Annotated in this window: 20 protein-coding genes and 1 pseudogene; 6 read left to right on the top strand and 15 right to left on the bottom strand. The window is 54.6% G+C overall.

Going from position 1 to position 20,750, the window contains the following annotated elements; translation table 11 throughout:
• Positions 1-10 precede the first annotated feature (10 nt).
• Both C4J88_RS28075 and C4J88_RS28070 read right to left on the bottom strand, forming a co-directional pair.
• Positions 11-766 carry a methyl-accepting chemotaxis protein gene (locus C4J88_RS28075; protein WP_372238017.1) on the bottom strand — a complete coding sequence of 252 codons (756 nt, stop codon included), beginning with the start codon at positions 764-766 and terminating at the stop codon, positions 11-13.
• 102 nt (positions 767-868) lie between these two features.
• Positions 869-1,288 (bottom strand): annotated as a pseudogene (locus C4J88_RS28070) (HAMP domain-containing protein); the annotation flags it as partial.
• A gap of 1,045 nt (positions 1,289-2,333) precedes the next feature.
• Here C4J88_RS28070 and C4J88_RS13170 point away from each other — a divergent pair.
• The 4 genes from C4J88_RS13170 (at position 2,334) to C4J88_RS13155 (ending at position 4,479) form a co-directional block, all read left to right on the top strand.
• On the top strand, positions 2,334-2,861 hold the full coding sequence (locus C4J88_RS13170) for a nuclear transport factor 2 family protein (RefSeq protein WP_372238005.1): 528 nt from the start codon (positions 2,334-2,336) through the stop codon (positions 2,859-2,861).
• Between the two features lie 59 nt (positions 2,862-2,920).
• Entirely contained in the window at positions 2,921-3,307 is a 387-nt protein-coding gene (locus tag C4J88_RS13165) for a nuclear transport factor 2 family protein (RefSeq protein ID WP_124370661.1), read from the top strand.
• Positions 3,308-3,388: 81 nt separating this feature from the next.
• Positions 3,389-3,838 carry an SRPBCC family protein gene (locus tag C4J88_RS13160; RefSeq protein ID WP_124407164.1) on the top strand — a complete coding sequence of 150 codons (450 nt, stop codon included), beginning with the start codon at positions 3,389-3,391 and terminating at the stop codon, positions 3,836-3,838.
• Between the two features lie 53 nt (positions 3,839-3,891).
• Complete coding sequence (locus tag C4J88_RS13155; RefSeq protein WP_124407163.1) at positions 3,892-4,479, top strand: flavin reductase family protein; 588 nt, start codon at positions 3,892-3,894, stop codon at positions 4,477-4,479.
• Between the two features lie 113 nt (positions 4,480-4,592).
• Here the strand turns inward: C4J88_RS13155 and C4J88_RS13150 are convergent, their stop codons facing one another.
• The 3 genes from C4J88_RS13150 to C4J88_RS13140 form a co-directional block, all read right to left on the bottom strand.
• Positions 4,593-5,336: an SDR family oxidoreductase gene (locus C4J88_RS13150; protein ID WP_124366993.1), complete on the bottom strand. Its 744-nt coding sequence runs from the start codon at positions 5,334-5,336 to the stop codon at positions 4,593-4,595.
• Positions 5,337-5,410: 74 nt separating this feature from the next.
• Positions 5,411-6,514, bottom strand: coding sequence for an alkene reductase (locus C4J88_RS13145; protein ID WP_124407162.1), 1,104 nt, complete (start codon positions 6,512-6,514; stop codon positions 5,411-5,413).
• 52 nt (positions 6,515-6,566) lie between these two features.
• Entirely contained in the window at positions 6,567-7,148 is a 582-nt protein-coding gene (locus C4J88_RS13140; protein ID WP_124407161.1) for a TetR/AcrR family transcriptional regulator, read from the bottom strand.
• A gap of 274 nt (positions 7,149-7,422) precedes the next feature.
• Here C4J88_RS13140 and C4J88_RS13135 point away from each other — a divergent pair, with 274 nt between their 5' ends.
• On the top strand, positions 7,423-8,061 hold the full coding sequence (locus C4J88_RS13135; RefSeq protein ID WP_124366990.1) for a TetR/AcrR family transcriptional regulator: 639 nt from the start codon (positions 7,423-7,425) through the stop codon (positions 8,059-8,061).
• Positions 8,062-8,116: 55 nt separating this feature from the next.
• Here the strand turns inward: C4J88_RS13135 and C4J88_RS13130 are convergent, their stop codons facing one another.
• Positions 8,117-8,698, bottom strand: coding sequence for a TetR/AcrR family transcriptional regulator (locus C4J88_RS13130; RefSeq protein WP_164487713.1), 582 nt, complete (start codon positions 8,696-8,698; stop codon positions 8,117-8,119).
• Between the two features lie 142 nt (positions 8,699-8,840).
• Here C4J88_RS13130 and C4J88_RS13125 point away from each other — a divergent pair, with 142 nt between their 5' ends.
• Positions 8,841-9,716: a LysR family transcriptional regulator gene (locus C4J88_RS13125; protein ID WP_124366989.1), complete on the top strand. Its 876-nt coding sequence runs from the start codon at positions 8,841-8,843 to the stop codon at positions 9,714-9,716.
• A gap of 95 nt (positions 9,717-9,811) precedes the next feature.
• Here the strand turns inward: C4J88_RS13125 and C4J88_RS13120 are convergent, their stop codons facing one another.
• From C4J88_RS13120 to livH, 9 genes are all read right to left on the bottom strand, one after another.
• A complete protein-coding gene (locus C4J88_RS13120; RefSeq protein ID WP_124407160.1) occupies positions 9,812-11,071 on the bottom strand; it encodes a cation:dicarboxylate symporter family transporter in 1,260 nt (419 codons plus the stop codon).
• A 114-nt stretch (positions 11,072-11,185) separates the two neighbouring features.
• Complete coding sequence (locus C4J88_RS13115; RefSeq protein ID WP_122674984.1) at positions 11,186-11,611, bottom strand: VOC family protein; 426 nt, start codon at positions 11,609-11,611, stop codon at positions 11,186-11,188.
• 283 nt (positions 11,612-11,894) lie between these two features.
• Complete coding sequence (locus C4J88_RS13110; RefSeq protein ID WP_256659115.1) at positions 11,895-12,407, bottom strand: Lrp/AsnC family transcriptional regulator; 513 nt, start codon at positions 12,405-12,407, stop codon at positions 11,895-11,897.
• Positions 12,408-12,795: 388 nt separating this feature from the next.
• Positions 12,796-14,118: a dihydrolipoyllysine-residue acetyltransferase gene (locus C4J88_RS13105; RefSeq protein WP_124407159.1), complete on the bottom strand. Its 1,323-nt coding sequence runs from the start codon at positions 14,116-14,118 to the stop codon at positions 12,796-12,798.
• A gap of 87 nt (positions 14,119-14,205) precedes the next feature.
• Positions 14,206-16,914 carry an alpha-ketoglutarate dehydrogenase gene (mdeB, locus tag C4J88_RS13100; protein WP_124407158.1) on the bottom strand — a complete coding sequence of 903 codons (2,709 nt, stop codon included), beginning with the start codon at positions 16,912-16,914 and terminating at the stop codon, positions 14,206-14,208.
• Between the two features lie 80 nt (positions 16,915-16,994).
• Positions 16,995-17,696, bottom strand: coding sequence for an ABC transporter ATP-binding protein (locus C4J88_RS13095; RefSeq protein ID WP_124407157.1), 702 nt, complete (start codon positions 17,694-17,696; stop codon positions 16,995-16,997).
• The gene (gene livG / locus C4J88_RS13090) at positions 17,696-18,463 is read right to left on the bottom strand and encodes a high-affinity branched-chain amino acid ABC transporter ATP-binding protein LivG (RefSeq protein ID WP_124407156.1); all 768 of its coding nucleotides are present in this window, start codon (positions 18,461-18,463) and stop codon (positions 17,696-17,698) included. The genes C4J88_RS13095 and livG overlap by 1 nt, the downstream gene beginning before the upstream one ends.
• Entirely contained in the window at positions 18,460-19,779 is a 1,320-nt protein-coding gene (locus C4J88_RS13085) for a high-affinity branched-chain amino acid ABC transporter permease LivM (RefSeq protein ID WP_124407155.1), read from the bottom strand. Before C4J88_RS13085 ends, livG begins: the two co-directional genes overlap by 4 nt.
• A 7-nt stretch (positions 19,780-19,786) precedes the next feature.
• Positions 19,787-20,716, bottom strand: coding sequence for a high-affinity branched-chain amino acid ABC transporter permease LivH (gene livH / locus C4J88_RS13080; protein WP_124407154.1), 930 nt, complete (start codon positions 20,714-20,716; stop codon positions 19,787-19,789).
• Positions 20,717-20,750 lie beyond the last annotated feature (34 nt).

Below are 20,750 nucleotides of genomic sequence, written 5' to 3'. Positions count from 1 at the left end.
CTCCCGAGGATCAAACGCTGAATTGATGAAGCAGTTCACGCTGCACTTTGGCCATGGCCGACAAACGTTGACTGCTGCTCGCCGATTGCTCGGCACCTTCGGCCGTCTGCTGCGCCGAATCATTGATCTGGATGACCATCCGGCTGGTTTCCGCCACGGTGGCGCTCTGCTGCTCGGTGGCCGCAGCAATCTGGATGTTCATGTCGCGAATCGTGCCGACCGCCTCGCTCATCGAATGCAGCAATTCACCGGCTCCCGAGGCCAGCGACACGCATTGGCCCGACTGCGCCTGGCTCTCGTTCATCACCTGGACCACGGAATGAATTTTTTCCTGCATCCGTCCGATCATTTCCTGGATTTCGCTGGTAGAGGTCTGGGTACGACTTGCCAGGGAGCGCACTTCATCAGCGACGACGGCAAAACCTCGACCTTGTTCGCCCGCACGCGCGGCTTCGATAGCCGCGTTGAGTGCGAGCAAGTTGGTCTGTTCGGCGATGGTACGAATGGCAACCACAATGCCTTCGATATTGTGGCCGTACTTCTGCAGTTCGTCGGTAACCTCGGTGGCTTTGTTTACCTGCTCGGCCTGAAGGCGAATATTGACGATGGTCTCGGCCACACGCTCCTGCACTTGATCGGTGAGGTCACTGGTGTCGTCCACCGCCTTGCGGGTGTCTTGCGCGCGCCGTGCGACTTCTTCCACGGTACTTTCCATCTCAGTCATGGCCGAGGCCGCCGACTGCAGCCTGTCCTTTTGTTCATCCACCACGCGGGTGGTCTGCTCGCTGCTCAAGGCGTTGTTGTCCGCCGTGGTCGCCAGGGCATCGGCGGAGCTGATCAGCTCACGGAAGGTTTTGCGCAGGGCGATGGTCAGTTCATTCAGGTAGCCCCCCAGCTCCCCGAACTCGTCCTTGCGCGAGACATCGAAACTGACGCGCATATCGCCGGCCGTCAGTTGCTTGAGCACCTCGCGAAACGCCGCCAGGGGACGGCGCAGGCTGAAGGCAACCCAAATGCCGATCAGCACGGCGGCCAGCACCGCCAGTACACAAGCGATCAACACCAGGCTGCGGCTGGTGCCGATGGTGGCGTTGGCATCGTCCCGGGCGTGATTGGCGACCTCAAGGGCCTGGCTGCCAAATTCGCCAATCTTGCCCAGGGTGGATTGCAGGGCGGCTTCTACCGCCGTGCGTTGCTGCACGACCTGCGCGCTCAATTTTGCCTCGGCGAGGTAGGCATGGAACACGCCGTCGGCGCCGGTCAGATCGGTGAGTAGACGATTGACCATCACGGCGGCAATCCGCCCGCCTCTGGGGTCAACGGCCAACAGCGCCTGAAGGCGCGTGCTGATGACCTCGTCCTGCAGGTTCAGCACGCGTTGCAAGGTGTCGATGGCTGGCGTCGCCGCATGCGCGGCCAGCCCGTCATAGGATTTATTGACTTCCAACAGCAGTTTTTCAGCCGCCGCCACCTGTTGTACGTCGCCGGCACTGCGGGCCCGAGCAATGTAATCGCGCAGGTAACCCGCCAACTGCGAACCCTGGGCGCTGCTGTAACCTTGCAACACTCGCGTCAACGCGAGTTGCTGCACATGCTCACGGTGCGAGGCCATCAGGGTTTGCGCCTGGTCGGCGTAGGCCGTCACTAACTGGCGCTGCTGGGCGAGGCCAGCCTTCAGCTCGTCGCGGTCGACCACATAGACCGCCGTGCTGTCGAGCAAGCGATTGAACTGGGTAATGCTGTCGGTGAACGCTTGCTTGCCGGCGTCGATCTGTTTGACATCGGTGCTGATCAATATGGCCAGCAACGCCTGGTTGGCGCGCAGGATATGCACGTACAACTCACTGGCCGCACGACTCAACGGTGCCGATTGGCTCGTGATTATGCCCAGACGCTCGCTTATAGAATGCGTGCTTTGATAGCTGACCCCTGCCATGGTGAGCAGCAACAGCACAAGCACCGCAAAACCCCCGATAACCCGCTGTAAAATGGTCATGGCTAACCCCGTTAGGTTTTTATTGTTGTGGAGCTGGTTTGAAGCGTCGGCGTACTTCGAGGGAGACTGCTCGGAGCGCTGATGACTGCATCGGCCGCGCAGTCGGAAACTTGAAAGGAGAAAGCGACTGGCGCAGGTTTTTTAGATCGACTCGCAAAACTGGCTGACCCCTGCAGACAACGACAGCGGCATCGCCACCGCGCCCCTCGCCAGCCTCAACGTCGCCACTGTCGTGTCGTTACGCCACTTCCCGGAACTGCCGGCACTGGTGTCACAGATGGCCGAGACGCCGCGTAATCCCGAATAGTTTGACACTAACTGTAGTGATCGCTATAGAATGCACTCAATATGTATCGACCGATACATAAATGGCTTGTCCAGCCGATGGGCAAGCCGTAGGCGGGATTTGCGCTGGCATTGCTCGCCCGGCCGCCCCTTGCTCGCCTTGCGCGCAAGGCGATCATTCAAACAGGAGTCACACCATGAGCAACCCAACCTACGTCCAGGAATACAACGCCATTGTCGCCGTACTGAACCAGTACAACGAAGGTGGCAAACAGGCGAAAAGCAGCATCATGAAACCAGCCTTCAGCGAGCAGGCGACGATCTTTGGCGTAGACGCCGAGAACAAACTGACCGGCGGCCCGATTCAGGGTCTGTTCGACATCATCGACAGCGCGTTTCGCCCCTCCCCGAGGCCCAGGGCGCCATCGTCAACGTCGATATCGTTGGCACGGCTGCCAGTGCGCGCGTCGATACCAATGACATCTCCGGTTTCTGCTTTACCGACTTTTTCAACCTGCTGAAGGTGGAAGGCCAGTGGGCGGTCGTCAGCAAGATCTATCACACCCACGTAGCGCCTTAAGCCACACGCCTCCTTCACCACGGCGCGTTGACGCCATAAACGTTTATAGGATTTGGATCATGAGCAAGAACATCAAAGCGGTACCCACTGCTGAATATAACGCCGTTATCGCCGTCGCTCAGCACTACGTGGACAGCCTGCGTATCGGCAGTGCCGAGGGCCTGGAGCAGGCATTCCACAAAGACGCGGTGATGTACGGTTTCACCAATGGCCAGCTGCTGGGCGGTCCGATCAACAACCTGTTCGACTTTGTCCGCACCCACGGCACAGCGCCGGATATCACTACCCGTCTGGACGTACTGGCGATTACGCCGACCACCGCCGTGGTTCGTGTCGACATGGAAAACGACGCGATTGGTGCCGATTACAACGACTACCTGACGCTGATCAAAATCGACGGCACCTGGAAGGTGATCGCCAAGGTCTATCACCAATTCGAAGGCTGATCAGGGCGGCCATCAGTGCGAGCCCCGTGCCGTGGCATGGCCGTCGATGTAAACATTACGATGTATTAAAGGTGTCAAATCATGGCAACAGTTGAATACCGCGCCCTCATTAACGGCGGCGCCGACCGCGTATGGGACGTGCTCAAGCATTTTGGACAGATCAGCCAATGGCACCCGGCAATTGCCGAAAGCATTATCGAAAACGGCCAGCCTGACGGCCTGGTGGGCTGCATCCGCCGGCTGACCTTACAAGACGGCGCAGTCTTGCGTGAAAAACTGTTGTCGGTGGACGAGCCTGACCTGCAGTTCTCGTACCGTTTTGTAGAGTCGCCATTGCCCGTCGACAATTACGTGGCTACCGTACGGTTGATCCCCCTGACGGGTGGAGACATTACAGTGGTGCTGTGGAGCGCAACCTTCGACACGCGGGAGCCAGATCCCCAGGGCGAGCTGACCGCGGCGATCGAATCACTGATTGTCGGCGGCCATCAAAGCCTTCAGGTCTACCTGAACAAAACGGCCAGCGCGTAAATGAGCACAGCCTCGGTCCAGTGATGGATGCGGGGCCTATTATTGGAGTTGCGATGGACGAGCATATTGCCGCCGTGCCACTTGAAAAAGCCTACAGGCTGATCAATCACGGCCCGACCACCCTGGTATCCGCTCAACATGCGGGGGTGACGAATGTGATGGCCGCCGCATGGGCCTGCGCGCTGGATTTTTCGCCGCCAAAAGTGACAGTGGTGTTGGACAAGATCACCAAGACACGCGAGTTGGTCGAGCGCAGTGGCGTTTTCGTGATTCAGGTGCCCACCGGGGCACAACTCAAACTGACAAAAAACGTCGGCAGTGCGAGCCTTTTCGATACGCACGACAAACTGGCACAAAGTGATGTGGAGTTGTTCGACATCCCCGGCCAAGACCTGCCGTTCGTTTCAGGCTGCTCGGCCTGGCTGGCCTGCAAACTGCTGCCCGAGCCCCACAACCAGACGACCTATGATTTGTTCATCGGCGAGGTGGTTGGCGCATGGGCAGACACGCGCGTCTTCAAGGATGGGCACTGGCATTTTGAGACCGCCCCAGCGGACTTTCGTAGCCTGCACTACATCGCTGGCGGGCAGTTTTATGCGATCGGCGAGGCGCTGAACGTCGATGCAGAACAAGACACATGATGCCCACTTGGCCAGCCTCGCATTGAAATCAGCGCAATCGGCCTGGGCACCGCAGCAGCCAGGCACGCCGCATCCTGTGCGTGCCTGGGCGTGGTCATGCGGTCAGGTCATGCTTACCAATCCTGGCGGGTTGGCGAGATGATCAGGTCGTTGACGGTGACGTTTTCAGGCTGGTTCAAGGCGTAGAGCACGGCTCGGCCTATGTCGTCAGGCGAGATCGCGATCTTGTTCAGTTCCTGGGCGGCCTTGCGCCCCGCTGGATCGGTCACTTTGTCTGCCCAACCCGTGTTGATCACACCGGGGCTGATGGTGTTGACACGAATGCCATGATGCACGCCCAGTTCCTTGCGCATCGACTCAGTCATGGCCTGCACGAAAAATTTAGTGGCACTGTAAATGCCGGCAGCCGGCCCGACCTGGTGACCGGCCACCGAATCCATGTTGAGGATCTGGCCCGACTTCTGTTTCAACATGAACGGCAGCACAGCGGCGATTCCGTGCAAGTAGCCTTTGATGTTCACGTTGATCATCTTTTCCCAGTCATCAACGGCCAGGTCTACCCAGTTGGAAAACAACATCAGGCCGGCGTTGTTGATCAGGATATCGACTGAACCGAAAGCGTCCTGGGCGAACTGGGCCAGCGCCTTCATATCCTCCGGGTTGGTGACGTCGCTGACGCGCCCTACCGCTTCACCACCGTTGGCTTTCAACTCGCTGACGATCGCGTCCAGACCTTGCTGGTCCAGCGCGGCGGCAACAATGCGGGCGCCTTGGGCAGACAGCGCTCGAGCCGATGCGGCACCCAGGCCAGACGATGCGCCGGTGATGATCGCAGTCTTGTTTTGCACGTAGTTCATGAGAGTTCCTCTTGGACAATGACTGCCCGCACGTGTCGGGCAGTGTTTGGGTTATCGCAGGTGCCAAGGCGCGATCAGTAGTTGCCGACAGGCCAGTCGGTGTAGCCCTTGGCGCCGCCGCCGTAGTAGGACTCGCGCGGTGCAATGGTGAGTTCAGCGCCACGGCGCAGGCGCTCGACCAGGTCGGGGTTGGAAATGAACAGGCGACCAAACGCGACAGCGTCGATCCTGCCTTCGGCACGGCGCTCGATTGCCATTTCCAGGTCGTAGTTGTTGTTGCCGATAAAGGCGCCTTTGAACTGCGCGCTCAGGGCGTCCATGTCCACGCCCGCAGGCACTTCACGCGAGGTGGCGGTAGCGCCTTCGACGAAGTGCAAGTACGCGAGATCGAATGCGTTGAGTTGCTGGATCAGATAGCCGTACATCGCCATCACGTTGCTGTCGGGCGGCGTGTTGCCGGCGTCGGGGGTGACAGGCGACAAGCGGATGCCGACACGTTCATTGCCCCAGATATTGACGATCGCTTCGGTCACTTCCAGCGTGAGCCGAGCGCGGTTTTCGATCGAACCGCCGTATTGGTCGGTGCGGTGGTTAGTTGAATCGCGCAGGAATTGGTCCAGCAGGTAGCTGTTGGCGGAGTGCACTTCCACACCGTCAAAACCGGCACGCTTGGCGTTCTCGGCCGCACGTTTGTACTGCTCGATGATCCCGGGGATTTCATCGGTTTCAAGTGCGCGCGGCATCGAAACCGGGACAAAACCGTTGACGGTGTAGGTATCGCCTTGAGCCTTGATCGCGGAAGGCGCCACCGGTGCAGCACCGTCCGGCTGCAACTCGACGCTGGAAAAACGCCCCACGTGCCAGAGTTGGCTGACGATCTTGCCGCCAGCGGCATGCACGGCATCAGTGACTTTCTTCCAGCCGGCAACCTGCTCGTCGCTCCAGATACCCGGTGTTGCCGCATAACCACGGCCTTGAGCGGAGATATTGGTGGCTTCGGCAACGATCAAGCCTGCCGTGGCGCGCTGGGCGTAATACTCGGCGTGCAACTCGTTGGGAATACCGTCTTCGGCGTAGCGGCTGCGCGTGACCGGCGCCATTACGATGCGATTGGCGAGTTCAATTGCGCCAAAGCGGGTGGGTGTGAACAAGTCAGTGCGATGACTGTTATCTGTCATGGTAAACCTCAATTAAATAGACCGGTCGTCTAGTAAGTTGCTAAAAAAATGGCTACGACAGGAGTCGCTTCGCCATGGTCAGGGATTCTTCAAAAACGTCAGGGCGCTTGTTGATCTTCATCATTAACGAGGCACCGAGCCAAATTTGATAAAGCGCTTGCGCGAGCGTCGCGTTGGAGAGCGTGGAGTTGATCGAGCCATCGACATGGCCTTGCTCGATGCAGCGCTCAAGCCGAGCGTTGATCGCTTGAGTACCTTTATCGAGCACCAGGCGCATGCCTTCGGAAAGGTCACAGACCTCGGCGCCCAGTTTCACGACGAGGCATTTGTCCGTCGGTGAATCGGAGCATTGGGTGTGCGCCCAATAGTGGAAATACCCGAGCAATCGTTCAGCCGCCGGCCGGGTACCTGCCAGCAGGGTGTCGACCGCAGCCAAGTAGTCGCAAAAGTATTGTTCCAGCAGCGCTTGGCCAAATTCATCCTTGGATTTGAAATAGTGGTAGAACGAGCCTTTCGGCACCTCGGCGGCGGCCACCACTTCAGCCAGTCCTACGCTGGTATAGCCTTTGTGGGTCATCAACACCCTGGCGACATCCAGGATGTGTTGGCGGGTTGTGGCGTGTTGGTTTTTCATAATGACGCCACTCTAACTGGAACTAGACCGGTCGTCTAGTAAATCATGGAATGAATTGCCCCTTACGTGACCGACGGTCTCATGCAACGCTGGCGCTCAAATAGCTGGACGGTGACCGCCGAACACTGAGGCCGACCGTTCAAGACCCGCAGGTCCAGACGCGCTGCTGCACTAGCGCGGAGCCACGAAGCCAGGCCATTTTGTGTATCATCCACGTTGAAAACAGCTTTCCCGACGCCAGCGTCTGGCGTTACGCCTTAAGGTAGCCAGCCCCATGTCCGATTCCATTTCACCCTCTGTTCCTCGCAGCAAGGGACGCCCGCGCGCATTCGACCGCGATCAGGCGCTGCTTCGCGCGTTGGCGGTGTTCTGGAAGCGCGGGTATGAGCCCGCGTCGGTGACCGAGTTGTGCTCAGCGATGGGCATCAATCCACCCAGCCTGTATGCGGCGTTTGGCAACAAGGCCAAGTTGTTTCTGGAAGCCGTTGCCCACTATGAAACGACCTTCTGGGACGCGACGTGGGAGCGGATGGGCAGCGAGCCGGACATCGTGTGCGCCATCCGCGAATTCTTTCATACCTCTGCGTCCATTTTGACCGAGCCTCTAGCGCCCTGCGGCTGCATGGTGGTACTGGCGGCCGTGAACGTGTCGGAAGATGCTGGCGAGGTCACCGCCGCCCTCAAAGCGTTGCGCCAGGAAGGCCGCGACTACCTGCAACAACGCCTGGATCGCGCGGTTGAGGCTGGGCAGCTCAAACCGCAGACCAACACCCGCATACTCGCTGCTGCATTGAATACCCTCCTTGAAGGCATGTCGTTGCAGGCTCATGATGCGGCCAGTCGCGAAGACCTGCAGGGCATCGCCGCAACTGCGGTGGCCATGCTCGCCCCTTCCCTCGCCGAATCGCGATAACGCCAACTGACCATGGGGCGCCATCAGAGCGCCTTGTATCGCTCAACCGGTAAGGTCACGACACCAAGCGCCGGCTCATTTCCAACGCCGCATCGAAGGGTGCGTGTGTTCGATTGACCTTGACCAGCAAAGAGGCGCCCAACCACATCTGATAAAGCGCCTCTGCCAATACAGGCGCCTCAGTCAGCGCGGTGATAGACCCATCGGCCTTGCCTTGCTCAACGCAGCGCGTGATCCGCTCAACGATCAGCGCCGTGCCCTTTTCGAGAACCGCGCGCATATTTTCGGAAAGGTCACACACTTCTGCACCTAATTTGACCACCAGGCATTTCTGGTCAGTGTGATCAAAGGCCTGCGTCTCGGCCCAATACCGTAGGTAACTCAGCAAGCGCTCTGCCCCGTTGCCGTCTCTGGCCATCTCCACATCGACCCGCGAGAGGTACTCTTGGAAGTACTCTTCGAGCAATGCCTGGCCAAACTCGTCCTTGGAGCGGAAGTAGTGATAAAAGGAGCCTTTGGGCACACCGGCGGCGGCAAGCAATTCGGTCAAGCCGACGGCCGTATAACCCTTTTGGGTCATGAGCGATCTGGCAACATCAATGATGTGCTGATGCATGTCTTGGAGAGGTTTCTTCATGCGGCGCATGCTATCAAAAAACGCTCGGCGATCACATGAGCAGGCGTGAGTTGCACAGCGCTTACCCCCCATCGGCATAACGGCCCGCCGAATACAAAATAAATAGATGTATTTACCGTAAAAACAAAATTAATATTTTCCAATGATTAAAGAACTGAAAACATTTATCGCCGTGGCGAGAGAAGGGACCTTTGCGGCTGCTGGCAGCAAGATAGGGCTCACCCAAGCCGCCGTCAGCGCGCAAATGCAACGCCTGGAGGCGGAGCTCGGCGTTGAGCTGTTTGACCGTAAAGGCCGCTCAGCCCACCTCAACCGAGTGGGCCAACAGGTGTTGTTGCAGGGCCAGGACCTGGTTCGCCAGTTCAAGAACCTGGGCACCGCCACCGTGGGGCTGCCCGCCAGCGTCCTGGTGACGATTGGCGCGATTGCCTCTGTGCAACGCTCATTCCTGCCGGAAGCACTTGCGCAGTTTCATCAACGATTTTCGGAGTGCAGGACGCGAGTCATTCCGGGCCTCTCCATGGAGCTGGTCAACCAGGTGGATGCCGGCGAGATCGACATGGCCGCGATCATCCGCCCGCCCTTCTCATTGCAAAGTGACTTGCGCTGGACAACCCTGGCGCGTGAACCGTATCGCCTCATTGTCCCGGCCGATATGCCTGGTGACGACTGGTCGGAGCTGGTCTCGACCCAGCCATTCATCCGTTACGACCGGTCGTCCTTCGGCGGCCGACAGGTTGACCGATTCTTGCGACAAACCCATGTCGCTTTGCGTGAAGTGTGCGAGCTCGATGAGCTGGATGCCATCATCAAGCTGGTAGCAAACGGCGTCGGCGTGGCGTTGGTGCCAGAGACGGCCACCCAGCAAGACTGGCCGGCAGGGGTACGCGCCATAGACCTGAAACAACGCACTTTCCATCGCGATATCGGCCTTGTACATCGTGCCCGCCGCGGGCTCACCGAACCGGTGAAAGTATTGGTCCAACTGATTACCGAGCAGGTTCTGAAAAAGCCCTGACGCATGAAAGAATCGATACAAAAACTTCTTATCGGTTTATCAGCCAAAAAAAGAGCCCTCGACGCGTTTAACGTGGAAGGCTCTTGTGTCACTGATTAAGCGTTCTGCTCGCCCCCTACCGCGTTTTTTCGCTCCAGCGGCGCTTTCTCCCACTTGGCAATGACCAGGGGCGCAATTGCGTTACCGAGCACGTTCAAGGTGGTGGTACCGCTGTCGATGATCCGGAAGATCCCGGCAATCAATGCGACCCCTTCCAGCGGCAGCCCGGCAGACGCCAAGGTGGCCGACAGAATGATGATGGCAAACCCAGGTACGCCCGCAGCGCCCTTCGACGTCAGCACCATCGTCACCACCAGCAAAATCTGCTGAGTCAACGACAGATCGATGCCATACAGCTGCGCAATGAAGATCGTCGCCACACCGAGGAAGATCGAAGCACCGTCCAGGTTGAACGCATAACCCACCGGCACCACGAAGCTGACGATGCGCCGAGGCACGCCATAGGCTTCCAGCTTGGTCATCAACTGCGGCATGACCGCCGCAGAGGCTGCACTGGAGAAGGCCAGAATCAGCTCATCGCGGAAGTACTTGATCAACTTGAAGACGTTTTCGCCGATCAGGTAGCAAATACCGCCGAGCATCACCAGGGCAAAGGTAATCAGCGCCAGATACACCACGCCGATCAGCTTGAGCAACGGTAGCAACGAGGCAAATCCGAAGGTCGCTACCGTGGCGCCGATCATGCCGAATACACCAATCGGTGCGTAGGCCATGACAAACGATACGACTTTGAACATGGCGTCGGAGAAGCCCTGCACGACCGCTACAACCGGTGCGCTCTTTTCTTTAGGCAATGTATTAAGCGCCATGCCCAGCAGCACGGCAAAGAACAGCACCGACAGCAACTTCGCTTCCGACATCGCGACAATCACGTTATCGGGCACGATGTTTTGCAGGATGATCAGCGCGCCCTTCGACGGCTCCATATGCACGGCTGCCGCGGTGTGGGCGATACCCGCGATTTCGGTGCCTTTACCCGGCTCGAACAGGTTGGCGAAGCACAAGCCGAGCACGATGGCGAGACTGGTGATTGCAAAGAAGTAGATCAACGACTTTGCGCCCATGCGCCCAAACGATTTGTTATCACCGCCTCCGGCAATGCCGAGGATCATGCAGCAGAAAACAATCGGCACGACGACCATCTTCATCATCTTGATGAAGATATCCCCGAGTGGTTTAAGGATCTCGGTACTGACCCAGACTTGATTTTCCGGGTGGGTATTGAAATACCAACCCACGAGCACGCCAAGCAACAGCCCGGCAACGATTTGCCAAACTAAGGGAATACGTTTCATGTCTAGCCTTTTTGTTGGAATGAAAGGACTGCTTGAGGGCAGTAGCTAGATTCATGAGCTTCCAGCTCATTTAAGTGTCCTTGGCGCACTCCTCGAAGTGCGCCAGGTTTTTTATTACTTGGCGAACAGCTGGCTCATATCTTTGAACGCCTTGAACTCCAGGGCGTTGCCGCACGGGTCGAACAGGAACATGGTGGCCTGCTCGCCGACCTGGCCTTTAAAGCGAATGTAGGGTTCGATCACAAACTGGGTGGCGCGCGCTTTCAAGCGTTCTGCCAGGGCTTCCCATTGCGCCCACTCCAGGATGATGCCGAAGTGCGGAACCGGTACGTCGTGACCGTCTACCGGGTTGCTGTGCACGCTTTCCTGCGAAGCAGTTTTAGGGTGCTCGTGGATGACCAGTTGATGGCCGTAGAAATCGAAGTCGACCCACTGGTCGCTGGAGCGACCTTCGGATAGGCCGAACACCTCACCGTAAAAGTGACGTGTGGCGGCCAGGTCATACACAGGGATTGCGAGGTGGAAAGGGGAAAGACTCATCAGGACTCCGATAACAATTTTTATTGGTTTGTGGTGCCGGACACCGCACGCGCTGCCCAGCGGTTTTTTTAAGGTGGGTTTATGCTAAAGCGCTGCCGACCTTAAAAAAATCAATATATTTTTTTCACAAACACAATTTTATTTTGTTAATCGAGTACTGCATCCGACGTCTTTCTACTGCTGCCCGCCTGCCCGTATGACCTGCGTGATCTGGTCGACGAACACTCGTGTTTTCATCGGAACCGCTGTTTACCAGTGTCGTCGTTGATTGAACCGCTTCCCTTCAGCCAACTATCACATTCACGGGGGCTTTTACTTCCTTGACGACAAAGGCGGTGCACACGTCCTTGACACTGGGAAAGCCGTTTATATTCTTCCTGGCGAACTCACTGAATTCAGCTAAGTCTGTGGCCAAGACTGTCAACTGGTAATCATAAACACCGGATACGCAGTGACAGGCTATTACCTGCTCAAATGAGGTGATGGAATCCTCGAATGCTTTCATATGGCGGGTGTCCTTTTGATCCAAGGCTACCTGTACGAAAGCAGTGATAGCGTATCCAAGCATTTCCATATTTATGCTTGCATGATAGCCACGTACCAGGCCTATTTCCTCAAGCCTTTTTACCCGTCGCCAGCATGGAGATGCACTCAGGGACACCAGCTCGGCAAGTTCCGCGCTCGAGAGCCTCGCATCTCTCTGGAGCGCAGCCATAATGCGCCGATCAGTAGCGTCTATCTTAACTTTTGGAATGATCATCTCAAAACCCTCTAAAATATAGAATGTCCATTCCATATTTTCTTAACAGAGCAGAGATCTTAGCATAAATTTTTTGTTGATATGAATGATGGTCTTAGCAGACTGGCCGGTCAGGGTCATCTTACTGACGCATACGCACGATAAAAATCAATATAAGCAACAACAACGGTGTATTGAACAATAGCTTCATCAAGATAGTTCGTACCTTTACCGCACATAACAAATACTGCTTATTCGCACCGCGGTGCTTGCGTCTAGTTTTTTGCATTGTTGCTCCCCCTATTTTTCTTAGCTTTAGGCGGATAGCTGCTCAGCAGTTAACATAGCCGACTACTACGCCTCCACTCGGAAGTTGCGAACAGCATCAACGCTAAACCAGACACGTGAAAGGAGCTTTTAACAACCCACCGATCAGCAAATAAAATCACATTATCAATCGACGCATATCGGCTAAATGCTCGACAAGAAATGCATTAAATCGACCCGCAGCGGCGCCATCAATGACGCGGTGATCCCAACTTAAACTGAGAGGCAAGATCAACCTGGGAACGACCTGCCCCTTATCCAGGGTTAGCCGGGTGCTGCTGCGACCGATCCCCAGAATTGCCACCTCTGGCGCATTGATTATTGGGGTGAAGTAGGTCCCGCCAATCCCTCCCAGGGAAGAAACAGTGAAGCAGCCCCCGCTCATATCAGAAGGTTCAAGCTTCCCTGCGCGAGCCTTAGCCGACAACTCAGACATCTCTCGAGCTAAAGTCACCACGCCTTTCTTATCAACATCACGAATGACTGGAACCACTAGCCCATTGGGTGTATCAGCCGCGAAACCGATATGGAAATAATCTTTCAATATCAGTTGATCGCGATCCAGACTCGAGTTGAATTCCGGGAATTTTTTAAGCGCGGCGACGCAGACCTTCATGACCAACGCGATCATCGTAACTTTAACGCCTTGCTTGGCGTTGTCTTCGTTAATGTTACGACGAAAATCCTCCAACTCCGTTATGTCCGCATCATCATGGTTTGTCACATGCGGAATACTTAACCAATTACGATAAAGATTGGCGCCGCTGATTTTTTTTAGTCGGGACAGGTCTACCCGTTTAATTTCACCAAATTTCGAAAAATCAATATCTGGCCAAGGCAGCAGGCCTTGCATGAAGGGTTGGCCCGTTGGGTTCTGCTGTTGTGCATCCGTTTTTCGGGCATCCGCCATTACTTGTCCAACAAAAGAGTGAACATCCTCCTTAGTTATACGTGCTTTAGGCCCGGTACCCTTGATTTCACTCAGTGGCACCCCTAGCTCACGGGCTAACTTACGGACTGACGGGGAAGCGAACGGCAAGAGCCCAGTGGAAACTACTTTCTCAAGGGGTACCGTACGAGGAAGTTCCAATGAAGGAGCAGCAGGTTGCACAGCCGCCTGTGCAGGAGAATCTATAGGAACAGAGACGATAGATTGAGGCTGCGCGACTACAATTGTGGATGACGGATCTGCAGACGCCTCGGTTGATTCCAAGGTGGCAATCAATGAACCTTCACTGATTTTATCACCCGCCACAATTTGAATATTCTTTATGATACCGCCGTGTGAAACGGGAATATCCATTGTTGCTTTATCGGTTTCAACAACAATGATAGTTTGCCCTGCTGTAACTAAGTCACCCGGTGCAACAAGTACTTCAATAATGCTGATTTCTTTAAAATCGCCAATATCTGGAACCAGAATGTCACGCAGCGTAGTCATGAAAATTATCCAGAGAAATAGTGCCTAACAGCATTAATGGCAATGATGGGTTGCAACCGTTTCGATGCCACCCATCACACACTCACATCAACATTCCCAAGGGGCTGTTTCGTCAACGTTGATGTCGTATTTTTCAATTGCACTAGAGCAAATGTCGGCGTTAAGTTTCCCTTCGCGCACCAAGGCCCAGAGCGCGCTCAGGACGATCTGATGACGGTCAACTTCAAAAAATTTGCGTAAGGCTGTTCGCGTATCACTGCGGCCGAAACCGTCGGTACCGAGCACGACAAAGTGATCTTCAATATAAGTGCCTATGAGTTGCGGCAGCGCGCGCACGTAATCGGTCGCAGCAATGACTGGAGCGCCCTTCGGCAGACACTCACCTACATGGCTGGTTTTCTGTTCGCCCTCAGGATGATGCCGGTTCCAACGCTCTACGCCCCTGGCGTCCCTCGCAAGCTCTGTAAAACTCGTGACACTCCACACCTCGGAATCGACCTGCCAATCTGCGCTCAGAAGCTCTGCGGCAGCCATTACTTCCCGCAGAATTGTTCCGGATCCGAGCAGCCTGACCTTGTTCGAATCAGCTCCACCCGTGTGTGCTGAAAAACGGTACATGCCCTTGATGATGTCCTTCTCAATATCTGCCGGCAGGTTAGGTTGGGCGTAGTTCTCATTCATAAGGGTGACGTAGTAGAACTCATCAACCTGTTTCTCCAACATCTGACGCATGCCATGGTCGAGAATGACCGCAAACTCACCTGCGAATGCTGGGTCATAAGCTCTGCAATTTGGCACCAAAGCTGCCATCAAATGGCTACTGCCATCTTGATGCTGCAAGCCTTCTCCCCCCAGGGTTGTACGGCCTGCCGTGGCTCCAAGCAAAAAGCCCCTGGCCCTTTGGTCAGCCGCAGCCCAGATGAGATCGCCGACTCGCTGAAAACCGAACATCGAGTAGTAGATATAGAACGGCAACATGGGCAGACCATGGGTCGCGTAGCTGGTTGCGGCGGCTACCCAGGAGCTGATGGCACTTGCTTCGCTGATACCCTCCTCAAGTATTTGACCATCCAGCGCCTCCCGATAGCTCAGGATCGAGCCAATGTCTTCCGGCTCATAACGCTGACCGACGCTGGAATAGATACCAATTTGCTTGAATAAATTGGCCATCCCGAATGTCCGAGCTTCGTCCGCCACAATGGGAACTACCCGTCGCCCTAGGATAGGATCTTTCAACAGACCGCTAAGCATCCTGACGAAAGCCATGGTCGTAGACATTTCCTTGCCTTCGGCTTTGGTAGCAAAGCTCCCATAGACATCCAATCCGGGTACCGCGACCACAGGGACGTTCGTTTGCCGACTAGGCGTGAAGCCCCCAAGGCGTTGCCGGCGCTCAAGCAGATAGCGCATTTCACGACTATCTTCGGCAGGTTTGTAGAACGAGAGCGTCTCAACCTGCTCATCGGTCAAAGGAAGGTTGAATCGATTTCTAAACCCAATCAGCGCTTCTCGATCGAGTTTTTTCTGCTGGTGAGTCGTCATTTTTCCTTGGCCGGCTTCGCCCATCCCGTAACCTTTTTTGGTCTGGGCAAGAATCACGGTAGGCTGCCCTTTATGGACAGAAGCAGCTTGGTAGGCGGCATAGATCTTCACCATATCGTGGCCGCCTCGTTTCAACCGATCGATTTGTTCATCTGTGAGGCCCTGGGCAAGCTGGGATAGTGCTTCGTTTTGCCCAAAGAAATGATCCCTGTTGTAACGTCCGTCTTTCGCCGCAAAAGTCTGGAACTGCCCATCAACAGTTTCCGACAGCGTTCGTACCAGGCTCCCGTCGGTGTCGCGAGCGAAAAGACCGTCCCAATCAGATCCCCACACCAGTTTTATGACGTTCCAACCTGCCCCGACAAATAATGATTCCAGCTCGTCGATGATTCGCCCATTGCCTCGCACCGGCCCATCCAGCCGCTGAAGATTGCAATTGACTACCCAGATCAAGTTATCCAAACCCTCCCTGGCAGCCAATGTAAGAGCAGACATACTTTCCGGTTCATCCATCTCACCATCGCCGAAAACGCCCCACACTTTTCGCTCAGACGTGTTCAACAGCTCACGGTTGTGAAGATACCGCATGAATCGGGCCTGGAAGATCGAACTAATAGGGCCGATACCCATCGACCCTGTTGGAAATTGCCAGAAGTCCGGCATTAACCAGGGGTGTGGATAGCTGGACAGACCCTGCACCCCACGGCGGGAAGCGGTGATCTCCTGCCGGTAATGCTGAAGGTTCTCTTCTCCCAGTCGCCCCTCCAGAAACGCTCGTGCGTAAACGCCTGGCGCGGAATGCGGTTGATAGAAGACCAGGTCGCCACCAAAGGAGTCGCTTCTTGCTCGGAAAAAATGGTTAAAACCGACCTCAAACAAATCCGCCGCACTCGCGTAGCTGGCTATATGGCCGCCCAAATCACCATAAGCCTGGTTAGCACGCACGACCATCGCGAGAGCATTCCACCGAATGATCGATGAAAGGCGTTCTTCGATTGCCAGATCGCCTGGAAATGCGGGCTGCTTTGTTACGGGAATAGTGTTGATGTAGGGTGTTCCCAGCTTGGGCTTCCAGCCGATGTTCGGGTCGCGGACGAGACTGACCAGCTCATCGATTATTTCGCGGGCCCTTTCAGGGCCACTATTTTCAATCAATGACAGGAGTGCATCACGCCACTCAGCAGACTCCTGCGTGTCGCTTGCGTTGGCGGAAAACCCCGAGCTTTCAGGAGTACCTTGCTGGGAACTATTCATGGTTACATCACCTCACATCAAGAAATCTAGCCACCGCTAAGAAATTTGACTATCCCTAGCAGCGTTCTTATTTATTTTTGCTATCCGCCCAGGTACGCACTTTTAATACTCTCGTTTTTCAACAAGTTATGTCCCGTATCTGCTAATACGACCCGACCGTTTTCAAGCACATACCCTCTGTCGGCGATGTGCAGTGCCTTATTAGCGTTTTGCTCTACCAGGAAAACCGTGACACCCGAATCCCTGATGGTTTTGACAATTTCAAAAATCTGTTTAATTACCAATGGCGCCAGACCAAGGGTCGGTTCATCCAGCAATAACAACCTGGGACGGCTCATCAACGCCCGACCGATTGCCAACATTTGTTGCTCGCCACCGGACATTGTTCCTGCACGCTGTTTAGATCGCTCTTTCAGTCGGGGAAAAAGCGTATAAACGTGTTCAACGCCGATTTGCGCTTCTTTATGACTGGAGAAGAAGCCTCCCATTTTTAAGTTCTCGTACACTGTAAGTGTCGGAAACACTCGCCGGCCTTCAGGAGAAACAGCCATTCCCTTTCGCATTATTTCATGGGTTGGCGTATGGGTAATGTCTTGGCCTTCGAAAATAACATTACCGCTGGAAGCACCGGGCGATCCGCACACTGTCATCATTAACGTTGATTTACCGGCGCCATTGGCACCTATCAACGTCACGATTTCGCCTTTCTTCACTTCGATAGACACATCGGCGAGCGCTTCGACAGCACCGTAGTGAGTATGCACGCTATCTAACTTAAGCATCACTCTTCCCCTAAGTAAGCTTTGATAACTCGCGGATCATTCTGAATTTCGTGAGGTAGCCCCGTGGCAATGGCACGACCATATTCCATCACCAGTATTCGGTCTGAAATTCCCATAACGAGACTCATATCGTGTTCAATCAGGAGTACCGAAATACCGAAATCAGTTCGCAAATTATCGATCAGCTTAGCCAGTTCGATTTTCTCTTGAGGATTGAGCCCCGCAGCGGGTTCATCCAACATCAATAGGCGAGGCTTCGTAACCATACAGCGGGCAATTTCAACCAACCGTTGATGACCATAGGGTAATGTGCCTGCCTCTCTGTTAGCGACGCCCGTCAGACCAAGCCGATGCAGCCAGGCCGCTGCGTTTTGGAGTGCTTCATGTTCTGCTTTACGGTAGCTGCGCGTAGCAAAAAGTCCTTGCAGTAGACCTGTTTTAACCTGACTGTGCTGAGCAACAAGAAGGTTTTCAAGTACCGTAAGGCTTTTGAAAAGTCGAATATTTTGGAAAGTCCTGACCAGACCTTTTTCTGCCACAACATGGCTCGCAAGCCCTTCAATAGGCACGCCATCTAATACAACGCTGCCGGAGGCAGGTTTGTAAAATCCACTGACACAGTTGAACACTGTGGTTTTCCCAGCACCATTAGGGCCAATGACCGAGAACACTTCATTTTTGCGGACTGAGAAGTTTATCTGATCAACAGCGAGCAACCCGCCAAAACGCATCTGTAAATTTGAAACTTTCAGCAGCTCGTGGGTCATGTTGGCAACTCCACATGTGGACGACGAGCAGGCAGAAGCCCTTGTGGTCGCCAGATCATCATAAGCACCATGACAAGACCAAAGATCAACATCCGGTACTCATCAAACCCACGTGCAACTTCTGGCAAAACCGTCAACAATATAGCGGCGAGAACGACACCTAACTGTGACCCCATGCCGCCAAGCACCACGACTGCAAGAATTAAAGCCGACTCAATAAACGTAAAGGATTCTGGGTTTACCAGTCCTTGACGTGCAGCGAAGAACGCCCCGCCCAGTCCAGCGATGGCCGCGCCCAACGTGAATGCGGAGAGCTTTATTTTCGTTGGATTCAACGCCAACGAACGACAAGCAGTTTCGTCCTCTCGCAATGCTTCCCACGCACGCCCAACAGGCATGCGAATAAGTCGACTGGTCACAAATAAAGTAAAAGCAACTAACACAAGAGCGACCAGGTAAAGGAATACCACCATGTGCATTCCTGAGTAATCGATACCTAGTATTTGATGGAAGGTTTTAGCGCCCTCTTCGCTGGCTTTTCTCGCAAATTCGATACCGAAGAACGTCGGCTTCGGTATGCCAGAAATACCGTCCGGCCCTCCGGTAATTGTCGTTGCATTGTTCAACAGCAGACGAATTATTTCACCGAACCCGAGTGTCACAATGGCAAGATAGTCACCGCGTAACCGCAGTACAGGAAATCCTAATATGAATCCGAAAACGGCTGCCATGACCGCCGCGGCCGGTAGGCACTGCCAGAACGAAAGCCCGAAATGCTGATTGAGTAAAGCATAGCTGTAACCGCCGATAGCATAAAAGCCGACGTACCCCAGGTCCAAGAGCCCTGCATAACCTACAACAATATTGAGCCCCAGCCCGAGAATGATGTAGATCAGCGCAAGCGTGCCGATATCTACCGCCCCCCTTGAAGCGAATAACGGCCAAATCAAACCAATTACCAGCAATGCGAGAATAATGGTCTTCTGCCGGTGCTCGTTCAACTCTGGAATAGAGGGAAATTTAACGACCGAGCGGTTTGCCAACCAAATGGGTCGCAGCAACTGGAAAACAAACACAGCGACGGCCGCCAACCAGACAGGCATCCAATGCTGTTCCAAGACAACTTTGTATCCGATCATTTTGAGCTGCAGGCCCAAAACAGGTGCGGTCAGGATAATCGTCATGACAGCGGCGATAAACGCTGACTTGAGGTTTTTCCCAAGCGTATACGCCCGCAGGGTGTGACCTTTAGCAGAGGATCGTGCGGCAGCTATGGTATTTAACGTCACTGCGCCGGTGTTAGGTTCTTGATTCATAATCAGCTTATACCTTCTCGACGTTTGTTTTGCCCAACAGACCTGTAGGTCGAAAGAGGAGAATCAAAATCAACAAAGCGAAGGCAACAACATCTTTGTATTCTGCAGGCAAGTAAGCTGCAGCAAATGTTTCTACCAGCCCTAAAAGAATACCGCCAAGCATCGCACCTGGAATACTTCCAATACCGCCCAGGACTGCGGCTGTGAATGCTTTGATACCCGCAATAAACCCAATAAAAGGACTTAGTTTTCCGATTGCCAGCGCGATCAAAACCCCACCTACTGCGGCCAGCATCGCACCCATTATGAAGGTAAAGGAAATGACTCGATTAGTATCAATCCCTAAAAGATTCGCCATGCGCATATCTTCAGAGCACGCGCGACAGGCTCGCCCCATACGGGAATAACCAATAAAAACAGTCAAGGCAACCATTAAAACTAAAGTAGCACCAAAAATGATGACTCTTGAATAGGGGATAGTGATATCAAAAAAACTCCCAGCCAATTGGAATTCAACGGCCCCTGGCACTAACACGGGTACCGAAATATCACGCGATCCCTGGCCGATCTGAATATAATTTTGTAAAAATATCGACATGCCGATAGCGGAGATTAACGGAACAAGCCGAGGTCCTCCGCGCAGCGGTCGGTAGGCGACGCGCTCGACTGCAAATCCATATAAGCCGGTGACAGCGACCGAGACCAATAGCGCGCCACCCAGCACCAACGGCAGCGGGTAACCCGACGTGACGCCTATTGCTGTGATGGTCACCAGCCCTATATAAGCCCCGATCATATAAATCTCGCCATGGGCGAAATTGATCATGCCGATGATGCCGTACACCATGGTATAGCCAATTGCTATAAGGGCATATATTGAACCCAACGTTAACCCATTGGCTAGCTGCTGGATAAATTGGGGGAGAAAATCGTTCATCCAAAGATGCCTCTAAAACAGCATATACACCTCA

This window comes from Pseudomonas sp. R4-39-08 (assembly GCF_003852275.1).
GTDB lineage: Bacteria > Pseudomonadota > Gammaproteobacteria > Pseudomonadales > Pseudomonadaceae > Aquipseudomonas.
Note: the sequence above shows the minus strand (reverse complement) of the source record. Positions and strands in the feature narration are given on the sequence as shown.